We start from the raw sequence: 18236 nt of genomic DNA, 5'->3' as shown, positions 1-18236 counted from the left end.
CGCGACAACTTTACGGACGGCACGGTCGATGCCCGCGAAACCAATCGCGGCATGATCGCCTCGGCCGGCGAATTCAAGATCAATCCGCGATGGACATTCGGCTGGAATGTGCTGGTGCAGAGCGATGCCAACTTCGCCAAGACCTATGAACTGTCGACCTTCGACGGCACCACCTACACGAACCAAGTCTATCTCACCGGTCTCGGCAAGCGCAATCATTTCGATGCGCGGGCCTTCTACTTCGATATCCAGGATGCCGATCCGGACAGCCTTGCCGAAAACAAGCAGGCGGTGGCGCAGGTTCTCGACTATTCCTATACGGCGCCCGAGCCGGTGCTGGGCGGTGAACTGACCGCCGAGGTCAATCTGACCAATATCAATCGCAACCGCGAAGATGAGTTGCGCGTCGCGCTGCCCGGTCCCGACGTGTACCGCTATCGCGGACTGGACGGCACCTATCACCGGCTTTCCGCCGAGGCGGAGTGGAAGCGCAATTTCATCGTTCCGGGCGGGCTTTCGCTGACGCCGATCCTTGCCGCCCGCGGCGACGCGATCGGAACCTCGATGACCGCGCCCAGCAATTATAGCGGCAATTATTATGACGACGACGCCGCCACCCGCGGCATGCTGACGGCCGGCATCGATGCGCGCTATCCCATCCTCCTGACCACCGATTACAGCAGCCATATCATCGAGCCGATCGCCCAGCTTTTTGTCCGGCCGGACGAGGAATATGCCGGCGCCCTGCCCAACGAGGATGCCCAGAGCTTCGTGTTCGACGCGACGTCACTGTTCGACCGCGACAAGTTCTCCGGTTTCGACCGGATCGAAGGCGGCTCGCGCGCCAATCTCGGTATCCGCTATACCGGAGCGCTCGGCAACGGCTATGCCCTGCGCGCCATTGCCGGCCAGTCCTTCCATCTTGGCGGCCTGAATTCCTTTGCGACCGACGACCTGGTCAAGGCAGGCGCCAATTCCGGCCTGGAGACCGACCGGTCCGACTATGTCGCCATGATCGGCGTCGACGCGCCCTCCGGCATCACGGCAAGCCTCAGCGGCCGGCTCGACGAGAAGAGCCTGGACCTTCGGCGCGCCGATGCGACGCTGGGCTATCAGGGCATCCAGTGGCAGGGCGCGGTCACCTATACCAGCATCCAGGCGCAGCCGCTTTACGGGGCGACCAACGACCAGGACGAAATTCAGACGGCCGCCGCCTTCCGCTTCCGTGATTACTGGTCGATCTTCGGTTCGGTGACCTATGATCTGAACAGCAATGTCATTACCCGCAACGGCATCGGCATCACCTATGACGACCGCGACACGATCTTCTCGCTGGTCTACAAGGAAGAGCGCGACAGCGACCAGTCCGTCGCCAACGACTGGTCGATCGGCGCGCGCATCAGTTTCCGGACCCTGGGTGACATCGATATCGGCGACACGGATTTCGACGACCTCAACTGAGGCGGCGAAGCGCTTTTTGGCACGTCCAGCGGCACCCTGATGCTTTTGCATCGGGGCTTGTCATTGTTCGGCCGCATGTATTAGGCATTGATGCGGAAAATCAGCGCGGAACGCTGCGCTCGACAGGAAGATCATGGCCTGCGGACCGGTTGCGTCCGGGGGAAAATGAAAAGGACGGGAAATGGGCGGGAAAATTTCGATCACGCAGACGCTCCAGGCAATGATCCTTGCCGTTGGCCTGGCATTTGCCGCAACGCCCGTAGCGCAAGCCGCAAGCAAGGTCGCCGCCGTCGTCAACGGTTCGCCGATCACCACCGGCGACATCGCCCGGCGCGCCGCGTTCATGCGCCTGCAGAGACAGAGCGGCGGCACGGCCGCAGCCCGCCAGCAACTGATCGACGAAGTGCTCAAGCGCGCGGAAGTCCTGCGGATCGGCGCCTCGGTCAGTACATCGGATGTCGATGCGGCCGTAGCGCGCTTTGCAGCCGGCAATAAATTGTCCACCGCCCAGCTTTCGCAGGTTCTCGACCAGGCCGGCGTCGGCATCGAACATTTCAAGCAATATGTCGCGGTTTCCATGAGCTGGCCCCGCGTCGTCAATGCCCGCTATGGCAGCGGTGGCAGCGGACGCCTGTCGAACGAGGAACTGGTGCGCCGCATGCAGGCAAATGGCGGCAACAAGCCGGTGACCACCGAATATTTCCTCCAGCAGGTGATCTTCGTGGTGCCCGCCTCGAAGCGCAATGCCATTCTCGGCAAGCGCCAGGCGGAAGCCAATGCCTCGCGCTCCAAATATCCGGGCTGCGAGCAAGCCAAGGTCTTTGCGGCGACGATGCGCGACGTCTCGATCCGCAATCTCGGCCGGATGATGGCGCAGGAACTGCCGGCGGACTGGAAGCCGCTGATCGAGAAGGCCGGCGACGGCCAGACCACCGCCACCCGGGTGACCGAGAAGGGCGTGGAATATCTCGGCATCTGCAAGAAGCGCGAGGTCTCCGACGACGTGGCCGCCGAGATCGTCTTCCGTGCCGAGGACCTCGGCAAGAAGTCCGAAGGCGAAAGCGACAACAGCAAGCAGTATCTCGAGGAATTGCGCAAGAAGGCGCAGATCATCGAAAAGTAGCCGAATCATGATCCCGACGCGCGACAGGCCGCTCGCCCTGACCATGGGCGATCCGGCCGGCATCGGCCTTGATCTCGCCCTTGCCGTTTGGGGCGGCAGGCAGGCGCTGCAGACGCCGCCTTTCCTGCTGATCGGCGATCCAGCGGCACTTGCCGGGCGCGCTCGGCTGCTTGGCCTCGATATTACGATCCGCGAAACCGACTGCAACGGAGTGGCCAGCGCTTTTCAGGATGCCCTACCCATCCTTCCGCTCGCCTGCGCCGCGCCGGTCAAGCCCGGCCAACCCGACAGCGCCAATGCCGGCGCCATCATCGGCGCCATCGAGACGGCTGTGCGCCTGACCCTGCGGGGGGAGGCTTGCGCGCTCGTCACCAATCCCATCGCCAAATCGGTTCTCTGCGAGGCCGGCTTCAAGTTCCCCGGCCATACGGAATTCCTTGCCGATCTCGGCGAACGCGCCACCGGCGAGCCGCTGCTACCGGTGATGATGCTGGCCGGCCCGAAGCTGAAGGCGGTGCCGGTGACGATCCATATCCCGTTGAAGGATGTGCCGGCGCAGCTGACATCCGACCTCATCTACCGGACCTGCGTGATTACCGCGCGCGATCTGAAATCCCGCTTTGGACTTGCCGCGCCGCGGATCGCCGTTGCCGGCCTCAATCCGCATGCCGGCGAAAGCGGCGCGCTGGGTCTGGAGGACGACGCCATTATCCGGCCGGTGGTGGAGCGGCTGGCGGCCGAGGGGCTGGCTATCACCGGTCCCCTGCCCGCAGACACGATGTTTCATGACCGTGCCCGCGCCACCTATGATGTCGCCATCTGCATGTATCACGACCAGGCGCTGATCCCGGCCAAGGCACTCGGCTTCGACGACAGCGTCAATGTCACGCTCGGCCTGCCCTTCATCCGTACCTCGCCCGACCATGGCACGGCGTTCAGCCTGGCCGGCAAGGGCACCGCCCGCGCCGACAGCCTGCTGGCAGCGCTGCGGCTGGCGAGAGAGCTTGCCGACAATGTTTCGCGAGGAGACGACTGATGGCGGCGATCGACGGACTGCCGCCGCTGCGCAACGTCATCGCGCGCCACGGGCTCGATGCAAAAAAGGCGCTCGGACAGAATTTTCTGCTCGACCTCAATCTTACCCAGAAGATCGCCCGCACGGCCGGACCGCTCGAAGGCGTGACGGTGATCGAGGTTGGCCCCGGACCGGGCGGACTGACCCGGGCAATCCTGTCGCTCGGCGCCCGCAAGGTCATCGCCATCGAGCGGGATTCGCGCTGCCTGCCTGCGCTCGCCGAAATCGCCGAACATTATCCCGGCCGCCTCGAGGTCATCGAGGGCGATGCGCTGAAAACGCCGTTCGAGACGCTTGCCGACGAAGGCCCGGTCAGGATCATCGCCAATCTGCCCTATAATATCGGCACACAGTTGCTGGTCGATTGGCTGCTGCCGAAACAATGGCCGCCCTTCTACCAGTCGATGACCCTGATGTTCCAGCGCGAGGTTGGCCTGCGCATCGTTGCGGAGGCTGGCGACGATCACTATGGCCGGCTCGGCGTGCTCTGCGGCTGGCGGACCGAGGCGCGCATGGCTTTCGACGTGCCGCCGCAGGCCTTTTCCCCGCCGCCCAAGGTCACCTCGACCGTGGTCCATCTGGAGCCACGGGAAAATCCGATCCCGTGTTCGGCGGCGGCCCTGGAAAAGACCACCATGGCCGCCTTCGGCCAACGCCGCAAGATGCTGCGCCAGAGCGTCAAGTCGATCGGCGGAGAGGCCCTGCTCGCCAAGGCGGGCATCGATCCGCAACGGCGCGCGGAAACGCTTTCCGTGGAAGAGTTCTGCAGGCTCGCCAACAATCTTTAAAGCAACGGTGTTTCCGTCAGCAGTCCGTTGACGAACTGGAACAGGCCGGGGCGGCGGTCGCGGCGCAGGCGTTCGGCCTCGACGATCGCCTGGACCGACGCAAAGGCACTGTCGAGATCCTCGTTGACGACGATGTAATCATATTCCAGCCAATGCTCGATCTCGGAGCGGGAATTGGCGAGCCGCGTGGCGATCACCTCTTCGGTGTCCTCGGCACGACGGTGAAGCCGCGACTGCAGTTCGGCCATGGACGGCGGCAGGATGAAGATCGAGACGACATCGCCGCCCATCTTTTCCTGCAACTGCTGGGCGCCCTGCCAGTCGATGTCGAACATCATGTCCTGGCCTTCCGACATCGCCGCCTCGACGGCGTCGCGCGGCGTGCCGTAGAAATTGCCGTGCACCTCCGCCCATTCCAAAAGCGCATCCGTCTGCCGCAGGCCTTCGAAATCACGGATCGACTTGAAGAAATAGTGCCGCCCCTCGATTTCGCTCGGGCGCCGCTTGCGGGTGGTGACGCTGACGGAGATGCTCATCTGCGGATCGGCTTCCAGCAGATTGCGGGCAATGGTCGACTTGCCGGCCCCCGATGGCGAGGAAATCACCAGCATGAGGCCGCGGCGTTGTATGGTCTGGGTAACAGGCGGGTGGGCGGGGCTCATGGCTACTCCAGATTCTGAACCTGTTCGCGGAACTGGTCGATGACGACTTTGAGTTCGATGCCGGCGGCGGTGACGGCCGCCGCATTCGACTTGGAACAGATCGTATTCGATTCCCGGTTAAATTCCTGAGAAAGAAAATCGAGCTTGCGCCCGACCGGACCGCCTTTCTTCAGGAGATCCCTGGCGGCGGCCACATGGGTGCGCAGGCGGTCGATCTCCTCGCGAATATCGGCCTTGGCGGCCATCAGCGCAACTTCGCCATAGAGACGGTCGCGGTCGAGTGCCGGCGCGCCATCCATCAAGAGCGCGACCTGGCCTGCCAACCGCGTGCCGATCGCCTGCAGGCTGCGTGACGGGTCCGCCTCGATCTGCCGGACCAGGGTCTCGATGGCTCCGATCTGGTCGAGCAGAACCCGCGCAAGGGCGGCACCCTCGGCTTCGCGCATGGCCACCATGTCGGCCAATGCAAGCTGCAAGCCGGCGAGAAGATCGGCGTCGCGCGCGGCGCGCTCACCCTCCTGTTCCTCCGGCTCGCGGAAATCGACAATGCCGCGTATGGCGAGCAGCGTGTCGAGGCGCAGCGGCGCGGGATCGATAAGCCCGGAAAGCCGTTCGCGCAGCGACATCACCGCGTCCAGCGCGCGCTGGTTGACCACCGGCTCGACGCCGGCTTCGGTGGCCGCGGCAGACAGATTGACCTGCAGATTGCCGCGGGAAAAGCAGGCGCCGATCGTCTTGCGGATCTCCGCCTCCAGATGCTCGGTACCGGCCGGCAGGCGCAGCTTGACATCGAGACCCTTGCCGTTGACCGAGCGCAATTCCCAGGCCCAGCGCGTACGCCCCGAGGTTCCTTCACGGCGGGCAAACCCGGTCATGGATTGCAACGGCATCTCTTCTCCTTCGCTCATCGCCAGAAATGTGTAAGGCTCCGGCCCGCTTCACCGCAAGGGTCAAGCGGGCCGGAGCCTCCTCATCCACAACTGGTGGGCCGGCTATTGCGCGGCGGGCGCCGATTCCGCCGCTTTCGCAGCCGCCGCGGCCTTCTCGGCTTCGAGCTTGCGCCAGCGCCTGACATTGTTGTTATGCTCGTCGAGCGTTTCGGCAAAGACATGCCCGCCGGTGCCGTCGGCAACGAAATAGAGGTCCGAGGTGCGCGACGGATTGGCAACCGCCTCGAGCGCCGCACGGCCGGGATTGGCGATCGGCGTCGGCGGCAGGCCCTTGATCACATAGGTGTTGTAGGGCGTTTCCTTTTCCAGATCCGACTTCAGGATAGGCCGGTCGGACGGCTTGCCCTCGCCGCCGAAGATTCCGTAGATGATCGTCGGATCGGATTGCAGCCGCATTCCCTTCTCAAGGCGATTGATGAAGACCGAGGCAACGCGCGACCGTTCGTCGGCGATCCCCGTCTCCTTCTCGACGATCGAGGCGAGCGTGACGAATTCCTCTGGGCTGGTAATCGGCAGGTCGGGATCGCGTCTCTGCCAGATCTGGTCGACCAGCGTCTTCTGGGCGGCGGCCATCTGGGCGACGATTTCCTGGCGCTTTGTGCCGCGGGAAAATTTGTAGGTGTCGGGCCGCAATGTGCCCTCAGCCGGCATCTGCGCCGGCAGGTCGCCCTCCAGGACGGGATCGGCGGCAAGCTTCTTGAAGATCTGCGCAACCGTCAGCCCCTCGGGAAGCGAGGCAGAATAGAGGATGGACTTGCCCGATTTCAGGAGCTGCATGATCTCCTGCATCGAAGCCTCGGCCTTGATCTCATATTCGCCGGCCTTCAGTGTATCCTTGTCGTCCAGATAGGCCTCCGACATGAACCGGAACACCCGGCTGTCGGAAACGATATTGTTGCGCTCGAGGCTGCTGGCGATCTCCTGGATGCCGGCGCCGTTGCGGACGATGAAATTGGTATTGGCGGTCAGCGGGCCCCGCGCCTCATAGGCAGTCATCGCATAATAGACCGTGGCGGCTGCCGCGAGCGTCAGGCAGACAACGACCGTCATCACGAAATTCAGGAAGATGACGACCTGACTCTTGGCCTTGCGCGATCGTCTCGGCGGCTGCGGCACTTTTTCCGGCCGCAGGGCTTCGCTTGCGGATTTCGGGATGATCGGTCCGGTATTGCCGGCTCCGTTGCGGCCGAAAGGGACAGCGCTGTTTTCGTTTGCGTCGTTCACGATGGTCCTGATTCTGGAGTTCGCATCATGCACGCCTCGATCCCTGATGCGAACTCCAGAAGAGAAACAGGAAAGAGAATCACTCATCTTTGGTAAGGCAACCTGCCCGCCCGGGCTTGCGCCTGCATGGTCCGGTTGCCGGCCGCTTCGGGCACGGATAGTCCCTGCCGTGTTTGAACCGAGCAATACGGCAAAAGCAGGATAGTGGCGCTATTTATAGCGTCAACCACGCTCGAAGATAGGGGAACCGCCGGCAAAGCGTCGCTGGCGAAGACAATCCACCACGAAAATCAGGCGTAGCGGCGCAGGACCAGTGAGGCATTGGTGCCGCCGAATCCGAAGGAATTCGACAGGGCGACATTGATCTCGCGCTTGCGCGCCACATGCGGCACCAGATCGATCTTCGTTTCGACCGAGGGATTGTCGAGATTGAGCGTCGGCGGCGCGATATTGTCGCGGATTGCCAGCGCGCAGAAAATCGCCTCCACGGCGCCGGCGGCACCGAGCAGGTGGCCGATCGCCGACTTCGTCGAGGACATCGAAATCCTGCCGGCATGCTCGCCCATCGCGCGCTCGACGGCGCCGAGTTCGATCGTGTCGGCCATGGTCGAAGTGCCGTGGGCGTTGACGTAGTCGATATCGGCGGCGGTCAGGCCGGCGCGCTTCAACGCCATCTGCATGCAGCGATAGGCGCCGTCGCCGTCCTCGGCGGGGGCGGTGATGTGATAGGCATCGCCAGACAGGCCGTAGCCGACGACCTCGGCATAGATCTTGGCGCCGCGCGCCTTGGCATGCTCCAGTTCCTCGAGAACGACGATGCCGGCGCCCTCGCCCATCACGAAGCCGTCGCGGTCCTTGTCATAAGGGCGCGATGCCTTGGTCGGGTCGTCATTATGCTGCGTCGACAGCGCCTTGCAGGCGGCAAAGCCGGCAAGCGCGATCCGCGAGATCGGCGCTTCGGTGCCGCCGGCCACCATCACGTCGGCGTCGCCAAGAGCAATGAACCGGGCGGCATCGCCGATCGCGTGGGCGCCAGTCGAGCAGGCGGTGACGACGGAATGATTGGGACCGCGCAGCTTGTGACGGATCGAGACCTGGCCCGAGGCGAGATTGATCAAGCGTCCGGGAATGAAGAAAGGCGAGAGCCGGCGCGGCCCCCTGTCGCGCAAGATATGGCCGCCCTCGACGATCCCTTCGAGGCCGCCGATGCCCGAGCCGATCATCACACCGGTGGCGATCTGGTCTTCGTCGGACTTCGGATGCCAGTCGGCATCATCAAGCGCCATATCGGCTGCCGCCATCGCATAGATGATGAAGGCATCGACCTTGCGCTGGTCCTTCGGCTCCATCCAGTCGTCGGGATTGAACGTGCCGCCGGTGCCGTCGCCGAACGGCAGGCGGCAGGCGATCTTGGCGGGCAGGTCTTCAACTTCGAATTCGGTGACCTTGCGGGCAGCATTGCCGCCGGCGATGAGCCGCGACCAGCTGAGCTCGGTTCCGCAACCCAAAGGAGATACCATGCCGGTACCGGTGATAACGACACGTCTCATGATCCGTGATCCACCCTGCCTGCTCGTTCCTGAACCGGACCGGAGCTCGCGCGAATAAACCGGACCCGTATATCCAATTCCATGATGCTGATATCGCGTGACTTTTCAGCGAAAGCCGGTCGGCCTTCCTCGGTCACGCGGGCGCCCTTTCCGGAAGGGCGCGGTCCCGCAAGGGACATCAGACGGGCCGCGATGCGCCCCGTCCTGCGCCACCTGGATCAGGCCTGCGCCTTCTCGATGAACTTGACAGCGTCGCCGACCGTCAGGATCGAATCTGCTGCATCGTCGGGAATTTCGACGCCGAACTCTTCTTCGAATGCCATGACCAGTTCGACGGTGTCGAGCGAGTCCGCACCCAGGTCATCGATAAAGCTTGCGCCTTCCGTAACCTTTTCGGCATCGACGCCAAGATGATCAATAACAATTTTCTTTACGCGTTCTGCTACGTCGCTCATGTCGGATTCCTCGACCTTTGTTTTCTCAACGATGCCGTTCTGACATCGGTACCTTATTAACGCCTGGAAGATCAAGACGATCCACCCGGCTATTCCTTCAACCGGAAGAGCGGCAAACACGCTCCGGAAAAACCGGTACGGACCTCTCATCTTCCGATCGACTGCGTACAGTCATGGCCCGCTTAACACGGTTTAAGTCTGCCGCAAAGTCTGAAAATGGCGGACCTCGGCTTGGTCAACACGCAATTCCCGGTATTTCGCCGTGGCTTTTGCAACGGGCGCGAAAACGCGGCTGGACAAGCCTTTGGCCGCCTCAGATCATTGCCATGCCGCCATTGACGTGAATGGTCTGGCCGGTCACGTAACCTGCCTCGTTGGACGCAAGATAAGCCACTGCGGAGGCGACCTCGCCACCGGTCCCCATGCGCTTCATCGGAATGGCACCCATGATGGCATCCTTCTGCTTGTCGTTGAGCTTGCCGGTCATGGCGCTTTCGATGAACCCGGGCGCCACGCAGTTGACGGTGACGTTGCGGGTGGCGATCTCCTGGGCGAGCGACTTGGAAAAGCCGATCATGCCGGCCTTGGAGGCGCAATAATTGGCCTGGCCGGGATTGCCGGTGACGCCGACGATCGAGGTGATGTTGATGATGCGGCCATGGCGGCGGCGCATCATCGGATGGGTGATCTCGCGCGTCAGCCGGAAGACTGCGGTGAGATTGACCTCCAGCACCGCGTCCCAGTCCTCGTCGCTCATGCGCACGAACAGGCCATCCTTGGTGATGCCGGCATTGTTGACGAGGATATCGACGCCGCCAAGCTCGGCCTCGGCCTTTTCGCCCAGCGCCTTGACGCTCGCGCGATCGGCAAGATTTGCCGGAAACAGATGGACCCGTTCACCAAGCGAATTGCCGAGCTCCTCCAGTTTTTCGACGCGGGTGCCGTGCAGGCCGACGGTGGCGCCCTGGGCATGGAGAATGCGGGCGATTTCCTCGCCGATGCCGCCGGATGCGCCGGTGACGAGTGCCTTGCGGCCAGACAGATCGAACATGGTCTTGATCCTTATAGATTGCGGCTCAGCCGATGAGCGTTTGAAGCGCCGCCTCGATATCGGCGGGAGAATTGACGGCGATGCCGTTGACCGACTTGTCGATGCGCCGCGCAAGGCCGGTCAGCACCTTGCCGGAGCCGATTTCATAAAGCGTCGTCACGCCGTTTGTGGCAAACCATTCCACAGTTTCGCGCCAGCGGACCTGGCCGGTCACCTGCTCGACCAAAAGGGCGGCGATCTCGCCCGCATCGCTGACGGGTGCGGCGCGCACATTGGCGATCAAAGGCACGACCGGATCGCGCTTTTCGACATTTTCCAGCGCCGCACGCATGGCGTCCGCCGCCGGTGCCATCAGCGTCGAATGGAAGGGCGCGGAAACCGGCAGGAGGATGGCGCGCTTGGCGCCCTTGTCCGTCGCAAGAGCCGCCGCCTTCTCGACGGCCGATTTCTCGCCGGAGATCACCAATTGGCCGCCGCCATTGTCGTTGGCGATCTGGCAGGCGCCGAGCGCCGAGGCTTCAAGGCAGATTGCCTCGACACCTGGCTGCTCCAGGCCGATAATCGCCGCCATGGCCCCCATGCCGACCGGCACCGCCGCCTGCATGGCGTTGCCGCGAATGCGCAGGAGCCGCGCGGTATCGGCGAGCGAAAAGGTGCCGGCCGCGCAGAGAGCCGAATATTCGCCAAGCGAATGGCCGGCCACGTAGGCGACCTTCGACTTGAGATCGAGACCTTCGGCCTGAAGCACCCGCAGGGCCGCGATTGATACCGCCATCAGCGCCGGCTGGGCGTTCGCCGTCAACGTCAGCGTCTCCTCCGGCCCGTTCCACATGATGTCGGAGAGTTTTTCGCCGAGCGCGTCGTCGACTTCGGCAAAGACCTGTGCCGCCTGCGGGAAGGCATCGGCCAGATCCTTGCCCATGCCGATCGACTGGCTGCCCTGGCCTGGAAATGTGAACGCGATAGCCATGAGGCCGATCCTTCCCTGCTGCGCGACGGTCGCGCCGTTTCATTATAATGTCGTCATAATGTCTTCGCCCGCATATAGGCGAGCTTCGACTTTTCCCTTTCCATTCACATTCCCGGCGTCCGAGTCAAGCTTTCAGCGCCCGGCATATACTTCCGCGATGTTTCCGTGCTTTTTGCTTGCTCCCCGCAAAAGAGCCACTACATTCCCCGCGAAATCAGATCGAAGGCATCCATGCGTATCAAGTTACTCGGCCGTACCGGCATCAAAGTTTCCGAAATCTGCCTCGGCAGCATGACCTGGGGCACACAGAACACGGAGGCGGAGGCCCATCAGCAGATGGACTATGCCTTCGCCCACGGTATCAACTTCATCGACACGGCGGAACTCTATCCGGTGACGCCGGCCGGTCCGGAGACATACGGATTGACCGAGACCTATATCGGCACCTGGCTGGCAAAGACCGGCAGGCGCGGCGATGCGGTCGTCGCCACCAAGGTCGCCGGCCCCGGTCGCGACTATATCCGGAACGGCACGCCGCCCGGCCCGCAAAGCATGCGCCAGGCATTGGAAGCAAGCCTGAAGCGGCTGCGCACGGATTATATCGATCTCTACCAGATGCACTGGCCGACGCGCGGCCACTACCATTTCCGCCAGACCTGGACCTATGATCCCTCGGGGCAGGACAAGACGGCCGTGCGCGACCATCTACTGACAGTGCTCGAAACGCTCGATGCCTTCGTGCGCGAGGGCAAGGTGCGCGCAATCGGGCTTTCCAACGAAACCGCCTGGGGCGTCATGGCAATGCTGGGGTTGGCGGAAGAGCACGGGCTGCCGCGCATCGCCTCGGTCCAGAACGAATATAATCTGCTCTACCGGACCCATGACCTCGACCTGTCGGAAGTCAGCCATCACGAGGATGTCGGCCTTCTTGCGTTCTCGCCGCTTGCCGCCGGACTGATGACCGGAAAATATATCGACGGCGCCTGCCCTGAAGGGTCGAGACTCAGCATCAACGGCGATCTCGGCGGCCGCTATACGGCGAACCAGGAGCCCGCCGTGAAGGCCTATGCCGGACTTGCCCGGGCGCATGGCCTCGATCTTGCCCAGATGCAGCTGGCCTTCAGCCTGACGAGACCCTTCATGACCTCGATCATCATCGGGGCAACCAGCATGGAGCAATTGAAGGTGAATATCGGCGCCGCCGACATCACGCTGTCGCCGGAGGTGCTCAAGGGGATCGCCGAGTTGCACAAGGCCCATCCCGCACCGATGTAAATCGGTCCCCGAGTCGATGGAACCAGCGATGCCGAGGCCGGTCTTCATGGGCCGGGAGATCGCTGAAAACATCATGGCCTGCCGCATGCGGCAGGCCATGATGAAAGCGGGGTCGAGCGTTTACGAACGCTTCCTGATGATCCCGTAGACGATATTGCGGTTTTCGCCGAACTCGACGCTCGCCTCGACCGTGTTACGCTCGACGCTGGAATTGATGACGTTCCACATATCCGCTTCCGAGCGCAGCAGCAGCGCCCAGTTCATGACGGACTCCATATAACCGTCATCGGCCATGTCGCTCGCGAAATTGGCGAAAAGGAAGACGCCGTTCGGCTTGAGCATGTCCATGCAGGTCTGGGTCAGCTTCACCGCGACCTTGTCGGCCAGATAGTCATAGAGACCGGCCGCATAGATGAAGTCGAACGTTCCGAGCTGGTGCTTCTTGCTGAGCAGCCCCCGCACGGATCCATCGACCGCCTCGATGCAGGTGCCGCTGAAATCACGCGCGATCGAGCCGATGCTGATCGGATCCTGGTCGAGAGCCACCCAGCGCTTGATCTGGCCGTCGCGCAGCGCGACCGATGTATCGGCTTCGCGCAGATGCCCTGCGGCCACCGTCAGGATTTCGGCCTCACCACCGCGTTCGGCGGCGATTTCATCGACATATCTGGTCAGGATGTCGCGGCGTTCGCGCACGGCGACGGGGCCCGGGGCATTCCGCGTATATTCGTAGATCCCGCGGCCAAGCGCGGTCGATCGCGCCACTTCATCGGCAACACTCGGATGGCCATAGATAAAGTCGATCAAGGTCGCATCGCCGGAATAGCCGCGCGGCTTTTCGAAAGACCAGCGCGTGAACGGATCCTGCTGGAAGATCGCTGCAGCCGGATGGCCCTGTATGATCTGGATCAGCGCCTGCCAGACACTTGGCTCGACCTTGTTGCGAGTGTCGTGAAGCGCGCCGATCAGCTGCTTCACGGTTTGGGCCGGATCCCGGCCCTCTTCGATCCGCTGCAGGGCGATTCTCAGGATCAGGGCGACCTCCGCCCTGCCCGTCGCCAGTTGCTCGTCATGAAGACCAGTCTTGGACGAGGAAAGCTCGTTGGTGATCGCTTGCGGGGTAATCAGGCTTTCGCCGTCGAGAACTATCTGTAATTGGGTCACTCGAAACTCTTCCGTTAATGGATTGTTAACAGTATGCGGAAGAACCTGCGAAAGGCCAGATGCGCGCCCGATTTTTACACGCCATGGTTAATGCAACCTTGATGCAGCGACACGATCCGGCACACCCTGCCGGTCGTCAAATTCAGAGAAACTTAATGTGTTTTCTCTATTATCCCGAAGATTGCTGCCTGTTTCTGGTATAGTTCCGTCCAGATATCGAAGGCGAATTCAGGGCGGTGCCAACCGTTGAACGGGGGCCGAAACTGCAGGAATGCGACGTAACGCAATGGATCTGTGCATGAAGCACACGCTGGCCGAGGTAGTTGAGATCGATCTCCATGCTGAGCCATCCAGACCGGCTTCAGCCGAACTTCGCACGCTCTATCGGGACGAAAGCGAGAGCGCGCGCAAGCACGCCACCAGACAGGGCCTGTGGATCGCCGTCGGCTCCTACCTTCTGTTCTCGGCCACCGATATTCTGCTTGTCCCGGATGTGGCGCTCTATACGATCGCCGCGCGCTTCGCGGTCGGCATCATCGCCCTCGCAGCCCTTGAAATCCAGTTGCACCTGAATGTCAGCGCAAACAGGATCGATGCCACCGCGGCAGCCGCTGTCGTGCTCGCCTATATAGGCTGGCTATACCCCGCCATGATGACCGCGGATATCAAGAGCATATCCTATTACATGGTCTTCGGCGCCATCTTCATGATGAGCGTCAATCTGTTCTTCAGCTTCCAGTTCCGCCTTTCCTGGATTTCGTCCGTCGTCATTCTGCTGATCTTCTTCGTCGCGCTACAGTCCTTCACCGCAGCCGACGCCACCTACAGGATCGCATTCGGCACCTTCTATCTTTCGTGTTTCGTCTTCACCTCCTATGTGAACTGGAAGCTCAACAGGGAGCGCTACAAGGTCTTCCTCAATGCGCTGGAAGCGAGAATCCAGCAAAAGGAAGCCACCGAACGCGGAAAGGCGCTCCTGCGGCTGTCCAACACCGACCCGTTGACGGGGCTGGACAATCGCCGGGCCGTCGATCAGACCTTGCGCAACCACTGGAACGATTGGCAGAACTACGGCCGCAGCTTTGCGGCTATCCTCATCGATGTGGATTTCTTCAAGAAATACAATGATTGCTATGGCCACCAGGAAGGAGATCGTTGCCTCATCCTGGTCGCCGACGCGCTCAGCACGATGATCGAGCGGTACAATGGGTCGATCGGGCGCTACGGCGGCGAGGAATTCATCGTTCTCGCCCGCCTCGATACCACCGACGAGGTCGCCGAACTGTCCGACGCCATCTGCACCACCGTGCGCGACATGGCGCTCGCGCACGGCCAGCGACGGGACGGCATGTCGATCGTCACCGTCAGCGTCGGCGCCTCCTTCACGCGCATCCAGTCCGGTTCGAAGCTCGAAAAGATCATCCACGAGGCGGATCGCGCGCTCTACGCGGCAAAGGCGAGTGGCCGCGATTGCGCCCGGCTGTTCGACCCCAACGATCCGCAAAGCAGCGACGAGAGCGAGAATATCGCGGCTCTCCTGAAGATAGCGATCGACCAGAACCTGGTTTCGCTCGTCTATCAACCGATCCAGAACGTCGTCTCGGGCGAGGTCGAGGCGGCCGAAGCCCTGATGCGCCTGAAGATGCTGGATGGAACCTCGGTCACGCCCGGCCTGTTCATTCCGATCGCCGAACGTACCGGCGCCATCCTGGAACTCGGGCGCTGGGCAATCCGGACAGTCTGCGAGGAGATCCTCGTCGGGGATCACGCCCGCGTCGTCAGCGTCAATGTCTCGCCCATCCAGTTGAAAGCGCCGGGCTTCGCAGCCTCCGTCGCGGCGATCCTCAGCGAGGCGGGCGTGGCCGGCGACAGGCTGGCCTTCGAAATCACCGAAGGCCTCGAAATGGAGATGCATTCGGACATCCTGCGCTGTATCGCGGACCTGAAGGTGCTGGGCATCAAGATATGGCTCGATGATTTCGGCACCGGTTTCGCCGGGCTTTCCTGGCTCCGGCTGATCGATTTCGACACGGTGAAGATCGATCGTTCGTTTCTCCACGACAGCGACAGCGCCAAGGGCAAGGCCATGCTGCAGGACATTGTCGGCCTGATCCGCAATCGCGGCCACAAGATTCTCGTCGAGGGCGTGGAAACAGGCGAGCAGCTGGCACTGATGCGGGAATTCCGTATCGATCAGGTCCAGGGTTTCTATGTCGGCCGCCCGGCGCCGGCGGAAAGTTTCCGCTCCAACCCGGCAATGCGCCCCCGTCTTTCACGCTTGCGCCGGCCGGCCTGAAAGCTGGACTGGCGGCGCCGGTGCGCGCTAATTTCCCCCCGCCCCTTGCTTCCGCGCCGAAAATGCGTATAAGCGCGCTGTTCGCAACACCCGGTCTTCTGGCTGGTGGCTGAACGGAGGGCCGGTTTCCCTTAAGAAACCTGTCAGGACCTAGAGGGGTCCAGCCTCCCGTGTCTCCGCTCTCGACCGTCTCGAAACAACACTTTCTTGCCGGCTGTCCGCAGCCACTTGAACAGTCGTTGAGGCTTAGCCGCCGATTTCCGGGTGACGATTAACGCAAGAAAGGCAAAGCCTCATGGCTCTTTATGAACATGTATTCCTTGCCCGGCAGGATATTTCCGCACAGCAGGTCGACGCTCTCGTCGAACAGTACAAGGGTGTACTGGAAGCCAATGGCGGAAAAGTCGGGCGCGTAGAAAACTGGGGCCTCAAGTCCCTGACCTACCGCATCAACAAGAACCGCAAGGCGCATTACGTTCTGATGGACATCGATGCTCCGGCACCGGCCGTTCACGAAGTCGAGCGCCAGATGCGCATCAACGAAGACATTCTTCGCTACATGACCATCGCTGTCGAGAAGCATGAAGACGGCCCGTCCGCCATGATGCAGAAGCGCGACCGCGACGACCGTCCGCGCCGTGATGGCGACCGTCCGGACCGTGGCAGCTTCGGCGACCGCGGCCCGCGCCCGGACCGTGGTGATCGTGAAGACCGTCCGCGCCGTCCGCGCGAAGACCGGGCATAAGGAGAGAAATTATGGCTGATACCCTGTCCGCTCCGGCACGTCGCCCGTTCCATCGCCGTCGCAAGACCTGCCCCTTCTCGGGTGCCAATGCGCCGCGCATCGACTACAAGGACATCCGTCTTCTGCAGCGCTACATTTCCGAGCGCGGCAAGATCGTCCCGTCCCGCATCACGGCCGTTTCCCAGAAGAAGCAGCGCGAACTGGCCCAGGCCATCAAGCGCGCCCGCTTCCTCGGCCTCCTGCCCTACGTCATGTCCTAATACATGACTCTGCGCGGGTCAGTTGACCCTGCGTAAACCGACTCAGGGTGAGGCGCATGCCCAGACATCGCCTCACCTTCTCCCTTCCGCGTTGGGCGCGGATCGGAAACACCGGCGCAGATGCGCTAAAACCCATGTTGGGGCTTGGTTCCTGTCCTGAGGAAACGCCTCTAACTGCTTGATAAGCAGGACAGCGACCGTGACGACACTGAATGCAACATCGCTGCTGACCGGCGCCCTCGCCGGTGTGACCGCCGCCCTGCTCTCGCTGGGCGCGAATACGCAGTCGTCGTTTGCGATCGTGCTTTATGCCGCGTCCGCTCTTCCCATTCTCATCGCCGGCCTCGGATGGGGGAATGCCGCAACGGTCGTTTCCGTCGTGGTCGCGAGCCTCATCGGCGCAGTCATCGTCTCCCCCTGGTTCGCGCTCCTGATTGCCGTCATCACGCTGATCCCCGCCGCGTGGATCAGCCACCTCGCCAATCTGGCGCGGCCAGCGTCGGAACTCGGCGGACCGGAAGGCGCGCTTGCCTGGTATCCGCTCTCGGACATCCTCACGCATCTCGCCATCCTGGTGACGATCGGCATGATCATCATCGGCGTCATCATCGGTTACGACACCACCATGTCCGACACGATGATCGACGTGGTGCTGCAGGCGCTCAAGGCGCAGGAACCGCTGTACAATCCGGACGCAGCCTCGATCGCTCAGTTGAAGTCCCTGTTCAGCCTCGGCCTGCCGCTGGCGCAGGGTGCGATCTGGGTCCTGATGCTGTTTGCCGCCTATTATATCGCGACGCGCATCGTCCAGACCTCGGGCAAGAACCTGCGTCCGCGCGAGGACATGCCCTCGACGCTGCGCATGCATCGTCTGTCGATCTTCGCTTTTCTCGGCGGCCTGCTCCTGGCTTTCGCGGGCGGTCTGCCGTCGATCGTCGGCGCGCTCGTTTGCGGCACGTTCGGCGCGGGTTTCCTGCTGGCCGGCTTTGCTGTTTTTCACTTTCGCACGCGCGGGAAGGCCTGGCGGCTTCCGGTGCTGTGGCTTGGCTATATGTCGGTCCTGATCTTCACGATCCCGGCATTCTTCTTTCTCCTGTCGGGCCTGATGGATACACGGCGCGCCATCGCGCTGTCGCCGACGGGGAAAACACCTGAGACTGAAACAAAAGACCTCTGAACTGACACCT

Annotated in this window: 17 protein-coding genes; 9 read left to right on the top strand and 8 right to left on the bottom strand. The window is 62.3% G+C overall.

The annotated features are described in order from the left end of the window. From VL202_RS02365 to rsmA, 4 genes are all read left to right on the top strand, one after another. On the top strand, positions 1 to 1461 hold a 1461-nt coding region (locus VL202_RS02365; RefSeq protein WP_325462579.1), incomplete at its 5' end, for an LPS-assembly protein LptD. 181 nt (positions 1462 to 1642) lie between these two features. Beyond that, complete coding sequence (locus tag VL202_RS02360) at positions 1643 to 2584, top strand: peptidylprolyl isomerase (protein ID WP_056332037.1); 942 nt, start codon at positions 1643 to 1645, stop codon at positions 2582 to 2584. 7 nt (positions 2585 to 2591) lie between these two features. After that, positions 2592 to 3620: a 4-hydroxythreonine-4-phosphate dehydrogenase PdxA gene (gene pdxA / locus VL202_RS02355; RefSeq protein WP_325462578.1), complete on the top strand. Its 1029-nt coding sequence runs from the start codon at positions 2592 to 2594 to the stop codon at positions 3618 to 3620. After that, on the top strand, positions 3620 to 4447 hold the full coding sequence (rsmA, locus tag VL202_RS02350) for a 16S rRNA (adenine(1518)-N(6)/adenine(1519)-N(6))-dimethyltransferase RsmA (protein ID WP_325462577.1): 828 nt from the start codon (positions 3620 to 3622) through the stop codon (positions 4445 to 4447). The genes pdxA and rsmA overlap by 1 nt, the downstream gene beginning before the upstream one ends. Here rsmA and gmk read toward each other — a convergent pair. From gmk to fabD, 7 genes are all read right to left on the bottom strand, one after another. Further along, the gene (gene gmk / locus VL202_RS02345) at positions 4444 to 5109 is read right to left on the bottom strand and encodes a guanylate kinase (protein ID WP_325462576.1); all 666 of its coding nucleotides are present in this window, start codon (positions 5107 to 5109) and stop codon (positions 4444 to 4446) included. The genes rsmA and gmk overlap by 4 nt on opposite strands. A 2-nt stretch (positions 5110 to 5111) precedes the next feature. Next, positions 5112 to 5999 (bottom strand): YicC/YloC family endoribonuclease, encoded by an 888-nt coding sequence (locus VL202_RS02340; RefSeq protein WP_325462575.1) that lies wholly within the window; start codon positions 5997 to 5999, stop codon positions 5112 to 5114. Between the two features lie 102 nt (positions 6000 to 6101). Beyond that, complete coding sequence (mltG, locus tag VL202_RS02335) at positions 6102 to 7283, bottom strand: endolytic transglycosylase MltG (RefSeq protein ID WP_056333127.1); 1182 nt, start codon at positions 7281 to 7283, stop codon at positions 6102 to 6104. Positions 7284 to 7573: 290 nt separating this feature from the next. Next, positions 7574 to 8833, bottom strand: coding sequence for a beta-ketoacyl-ACP synthase II (fabF, locus tag VL202_RS02330; protein ID WP_056332047.1), 1260 nt, complete (start codon positions 8831 to 8833; stop codon positions 7574 to 7576). 218 nt (positions 8834 to 9051) lie between these two features. Continuing rightward, positions 9052 to 9288, bottom strand: a complete 237-nt coding sequence (locus VL202_RS02325) for an acyl carrier protein (RefSeq protein ID WP_056332049.1) — start codon at positions 9286 to 9288, stop codon at positions 9052 to 9054. A gap of 313 nt (positions 9289 to 9601) precedes the next feature. Beyond that, on the bottom strand, positions 9602 to 10339 hold the full coding sequence (fabG, locus tag VL202_RS02320) for a 3-oxoacyl-[acyl-carrier-protein] reductase (RefSeq protein ID WP_056332051.1): 738 nt from the start codon (positions 10337 to 10339) through the stop codon (positions 9602 to 9604). Positions 10340 to 10364: 25 nt separating this feature from the next. Beyond that, positions 10365 to 11309: an ACP S-malonyltransferase gene (gene fabD, locus VL202_RS02315; protein WP_325462574.1), complete on the bottom strand. Its 945-nt coding sequence runs from the start codon at positions 11307 to 11309 to the stop codon at positions 10365 to 10367. Between the two features lie 231 nt (positions 11310 to 11540). Here fabD and VL202_RS02310 point away from each other — a divergent pair, with 231 nt between their 5' ends. Beyond that, complete coding sequence (locus VL202_RS02310; RefSeq protein ID WP_325462573.1) at positions 11541 to 12584, top strand: aldo/keto reductase; 1044 nt, start codon at positions 11541 to 11543, stop codon at positions 12582 to 12584. Positions 12585 to 12704: 120 nt separating this feature from the next. Here VL202_RS02310 and VL202_RS02305 read toward each other — a convergent pair whose 3' ends face one another. Beyond that, positions 12705 to 13748, bottom strand: coding sequence for a class I SAM-dependent methyltransferase (locus VL202_RS02305; RefSeq protein ID WP_056332057.1), 1044 nt, complete (start codon positions 13746 to 13748; stop codon positions 12705 to 12707). 298 nt (positions 13749 to 14046) lie between these two features. Between VL202_RS02305 and VL202_RS02300 the strand changes: the two genes are divergently transcribed. From VL202_RS02300 to VL202_RS02285, 4 genes are all read left to right on the top strand, one after another. Beyond that, positions 14047 to 16044 carry a GGDEF and EAL domain-containing protein gene (locus tag VL202_RS02300; RefSeq protein WP_325462572.1) on the top strand — a complete coding sequence of 666 codons (1998 nt, stop codon included), beginning with the start codon at positions 14047 to 14049 and terminating at the stop codon, positions 16042 to 16044. A 295-nt stretch (positions 16045 to 16339) separates the two neighbouring features. Further along, positions 16340 to 16789: a 30S ribosomal protein S6 gene (gene rpsF, locus VL202_RS02295; protein ID WP_325462571.1), complete on the top strand. Its 450-nt coding sequence runs from the start codon at positions 16340 to 16342 to the stop codon at positions 16787 to 16789. An 11-nt stretch (positions 16790 to 16800) separates the two neighbouring features. After that, complete coding sequence (gene rpsR / locus VL202_RS02290; RefSeq protein WP_056332061.1) at positions 16801 to 17049, top strand: 30S ribosomal protein S18; 249 nt, start codon at positions 16801 to 16803, stop codon at positions 17047 to 17049. Positions 17050 to 17248: 199 nt separating this feature from the next. Then, positions 17249 to 18226 (top strand): DUF2232 domain-containing protein, encoded by a 978-nt coding sequence (locus VL202_RS02285; RefSeq protein WP_325462570.1) that lies wholly within the window; start codon positions 17249 to 17251, stop codon positions 18224 to 18226. Positions 18227 to 18236 lie beyond the last annotated feature (10 nt).

Source organism: Pararhizobium sp. (assembly GCF_035497515.1).
Lineage (GTDB): Bacteria > Pseudomonadota > Alphaproteobacteria > Rhizobiales > Rhizobiaceae > Pararhizobium.
This window is presented reverse-complemented; position numbering and strand designations above follow the sequence as displayed.

Excerpts from the sequence above, each read along its gene's own strand:
- VL202_RS02360 (WP_056332037.1), top strand. The coding sequence starts at position 1,643 with ATGGGCGGGAAAATTTCGATCACGCAGACGCTCCAGGCAATGATCCTT.
- pdxA (WP_325462578.1), top strand. The coding sequence starts at position 2,592 with ATGATCCCGACGCGCGACAGGCCGCTCGCCCTGACCATGGGCGATCCG.
- rsmA (WP_325462577.1), top strand. The coding sequence starts at position 3,620 with ATGGCGGCGATCGACGGACTGCCGCCGCTGCGCAACGTCATCGCGCGC.
- gmk (WP_325462576.1), bottom strand. The coding sequence starts at position 5,109 with ATGAGCCCCGCCCACCCGCCTGTTACCCAGACCATACAACGCCGCGGC.
- VL202_RS02340 (WP_325462575.1), bottom strand. The coding sequence starts at position 5,999 with ATGCCGTTGCAATCCATGACCGGGTTTGCCCGCCGTGAAGGAACCTCG.
- fabF (WP_056332047.1), bottom strand. The coding sequence starts at position 8,833 with ATGAGACGTGTCGTTATCACCGGTACCGGCATGGTATCTCCTTTGGGT.
- VL202_RS02325 (WP_056332049.1), bottom strand. The coding sequence starts at position 9,288 with ATGAGCGACGTAGCAGAACGCGTAAAGAAAATTGTTATTGATCATCTT.
- fabG (WP_056332051.1), bottom strand. The coding sequence starts at position 10,339 with ATGTTCGATCTGTCTGGCCGCAAGGCACTCGTCACCGGCGCATCCGGC.
- fabD (WP_325462574.1), bottom strand. The coding sequence starts at position 11,309 with ATGGCTATCGCGTTCACATTTCCAGGCCAGGGCAGCCAGTCGATCGGC.
- VL202_RS02310 (WP_325462573.1), top strand. The coding sequence starts at position 11,541 with ATGCGTATCAAGTTACTCGGCCGTACCGGCATCAAAGTTTCCGAAATC.
- VL202_RS02300 (WP_325462572.1), top strand. The coding sequence starts at position 14,047 with ATGAAGCACACGCTGGCCGAGGTAGTTGAGATCGATCTCCATGCTGAG.
- rpsF (WP_325462571.1), top strand. The coding sequence starts at position 16,340 with ATGGCTCTTTATGAACATGTATTCCTTGCCCGGCAGGATATTTCCGCA.
- rpsR (WP_056332061.1), top strand. The coding sequence starts at position 16,801 with ATGGCTGATACCCTGTCCGCTCCGGCACGTCGCCCGTTCCATCGCCGT.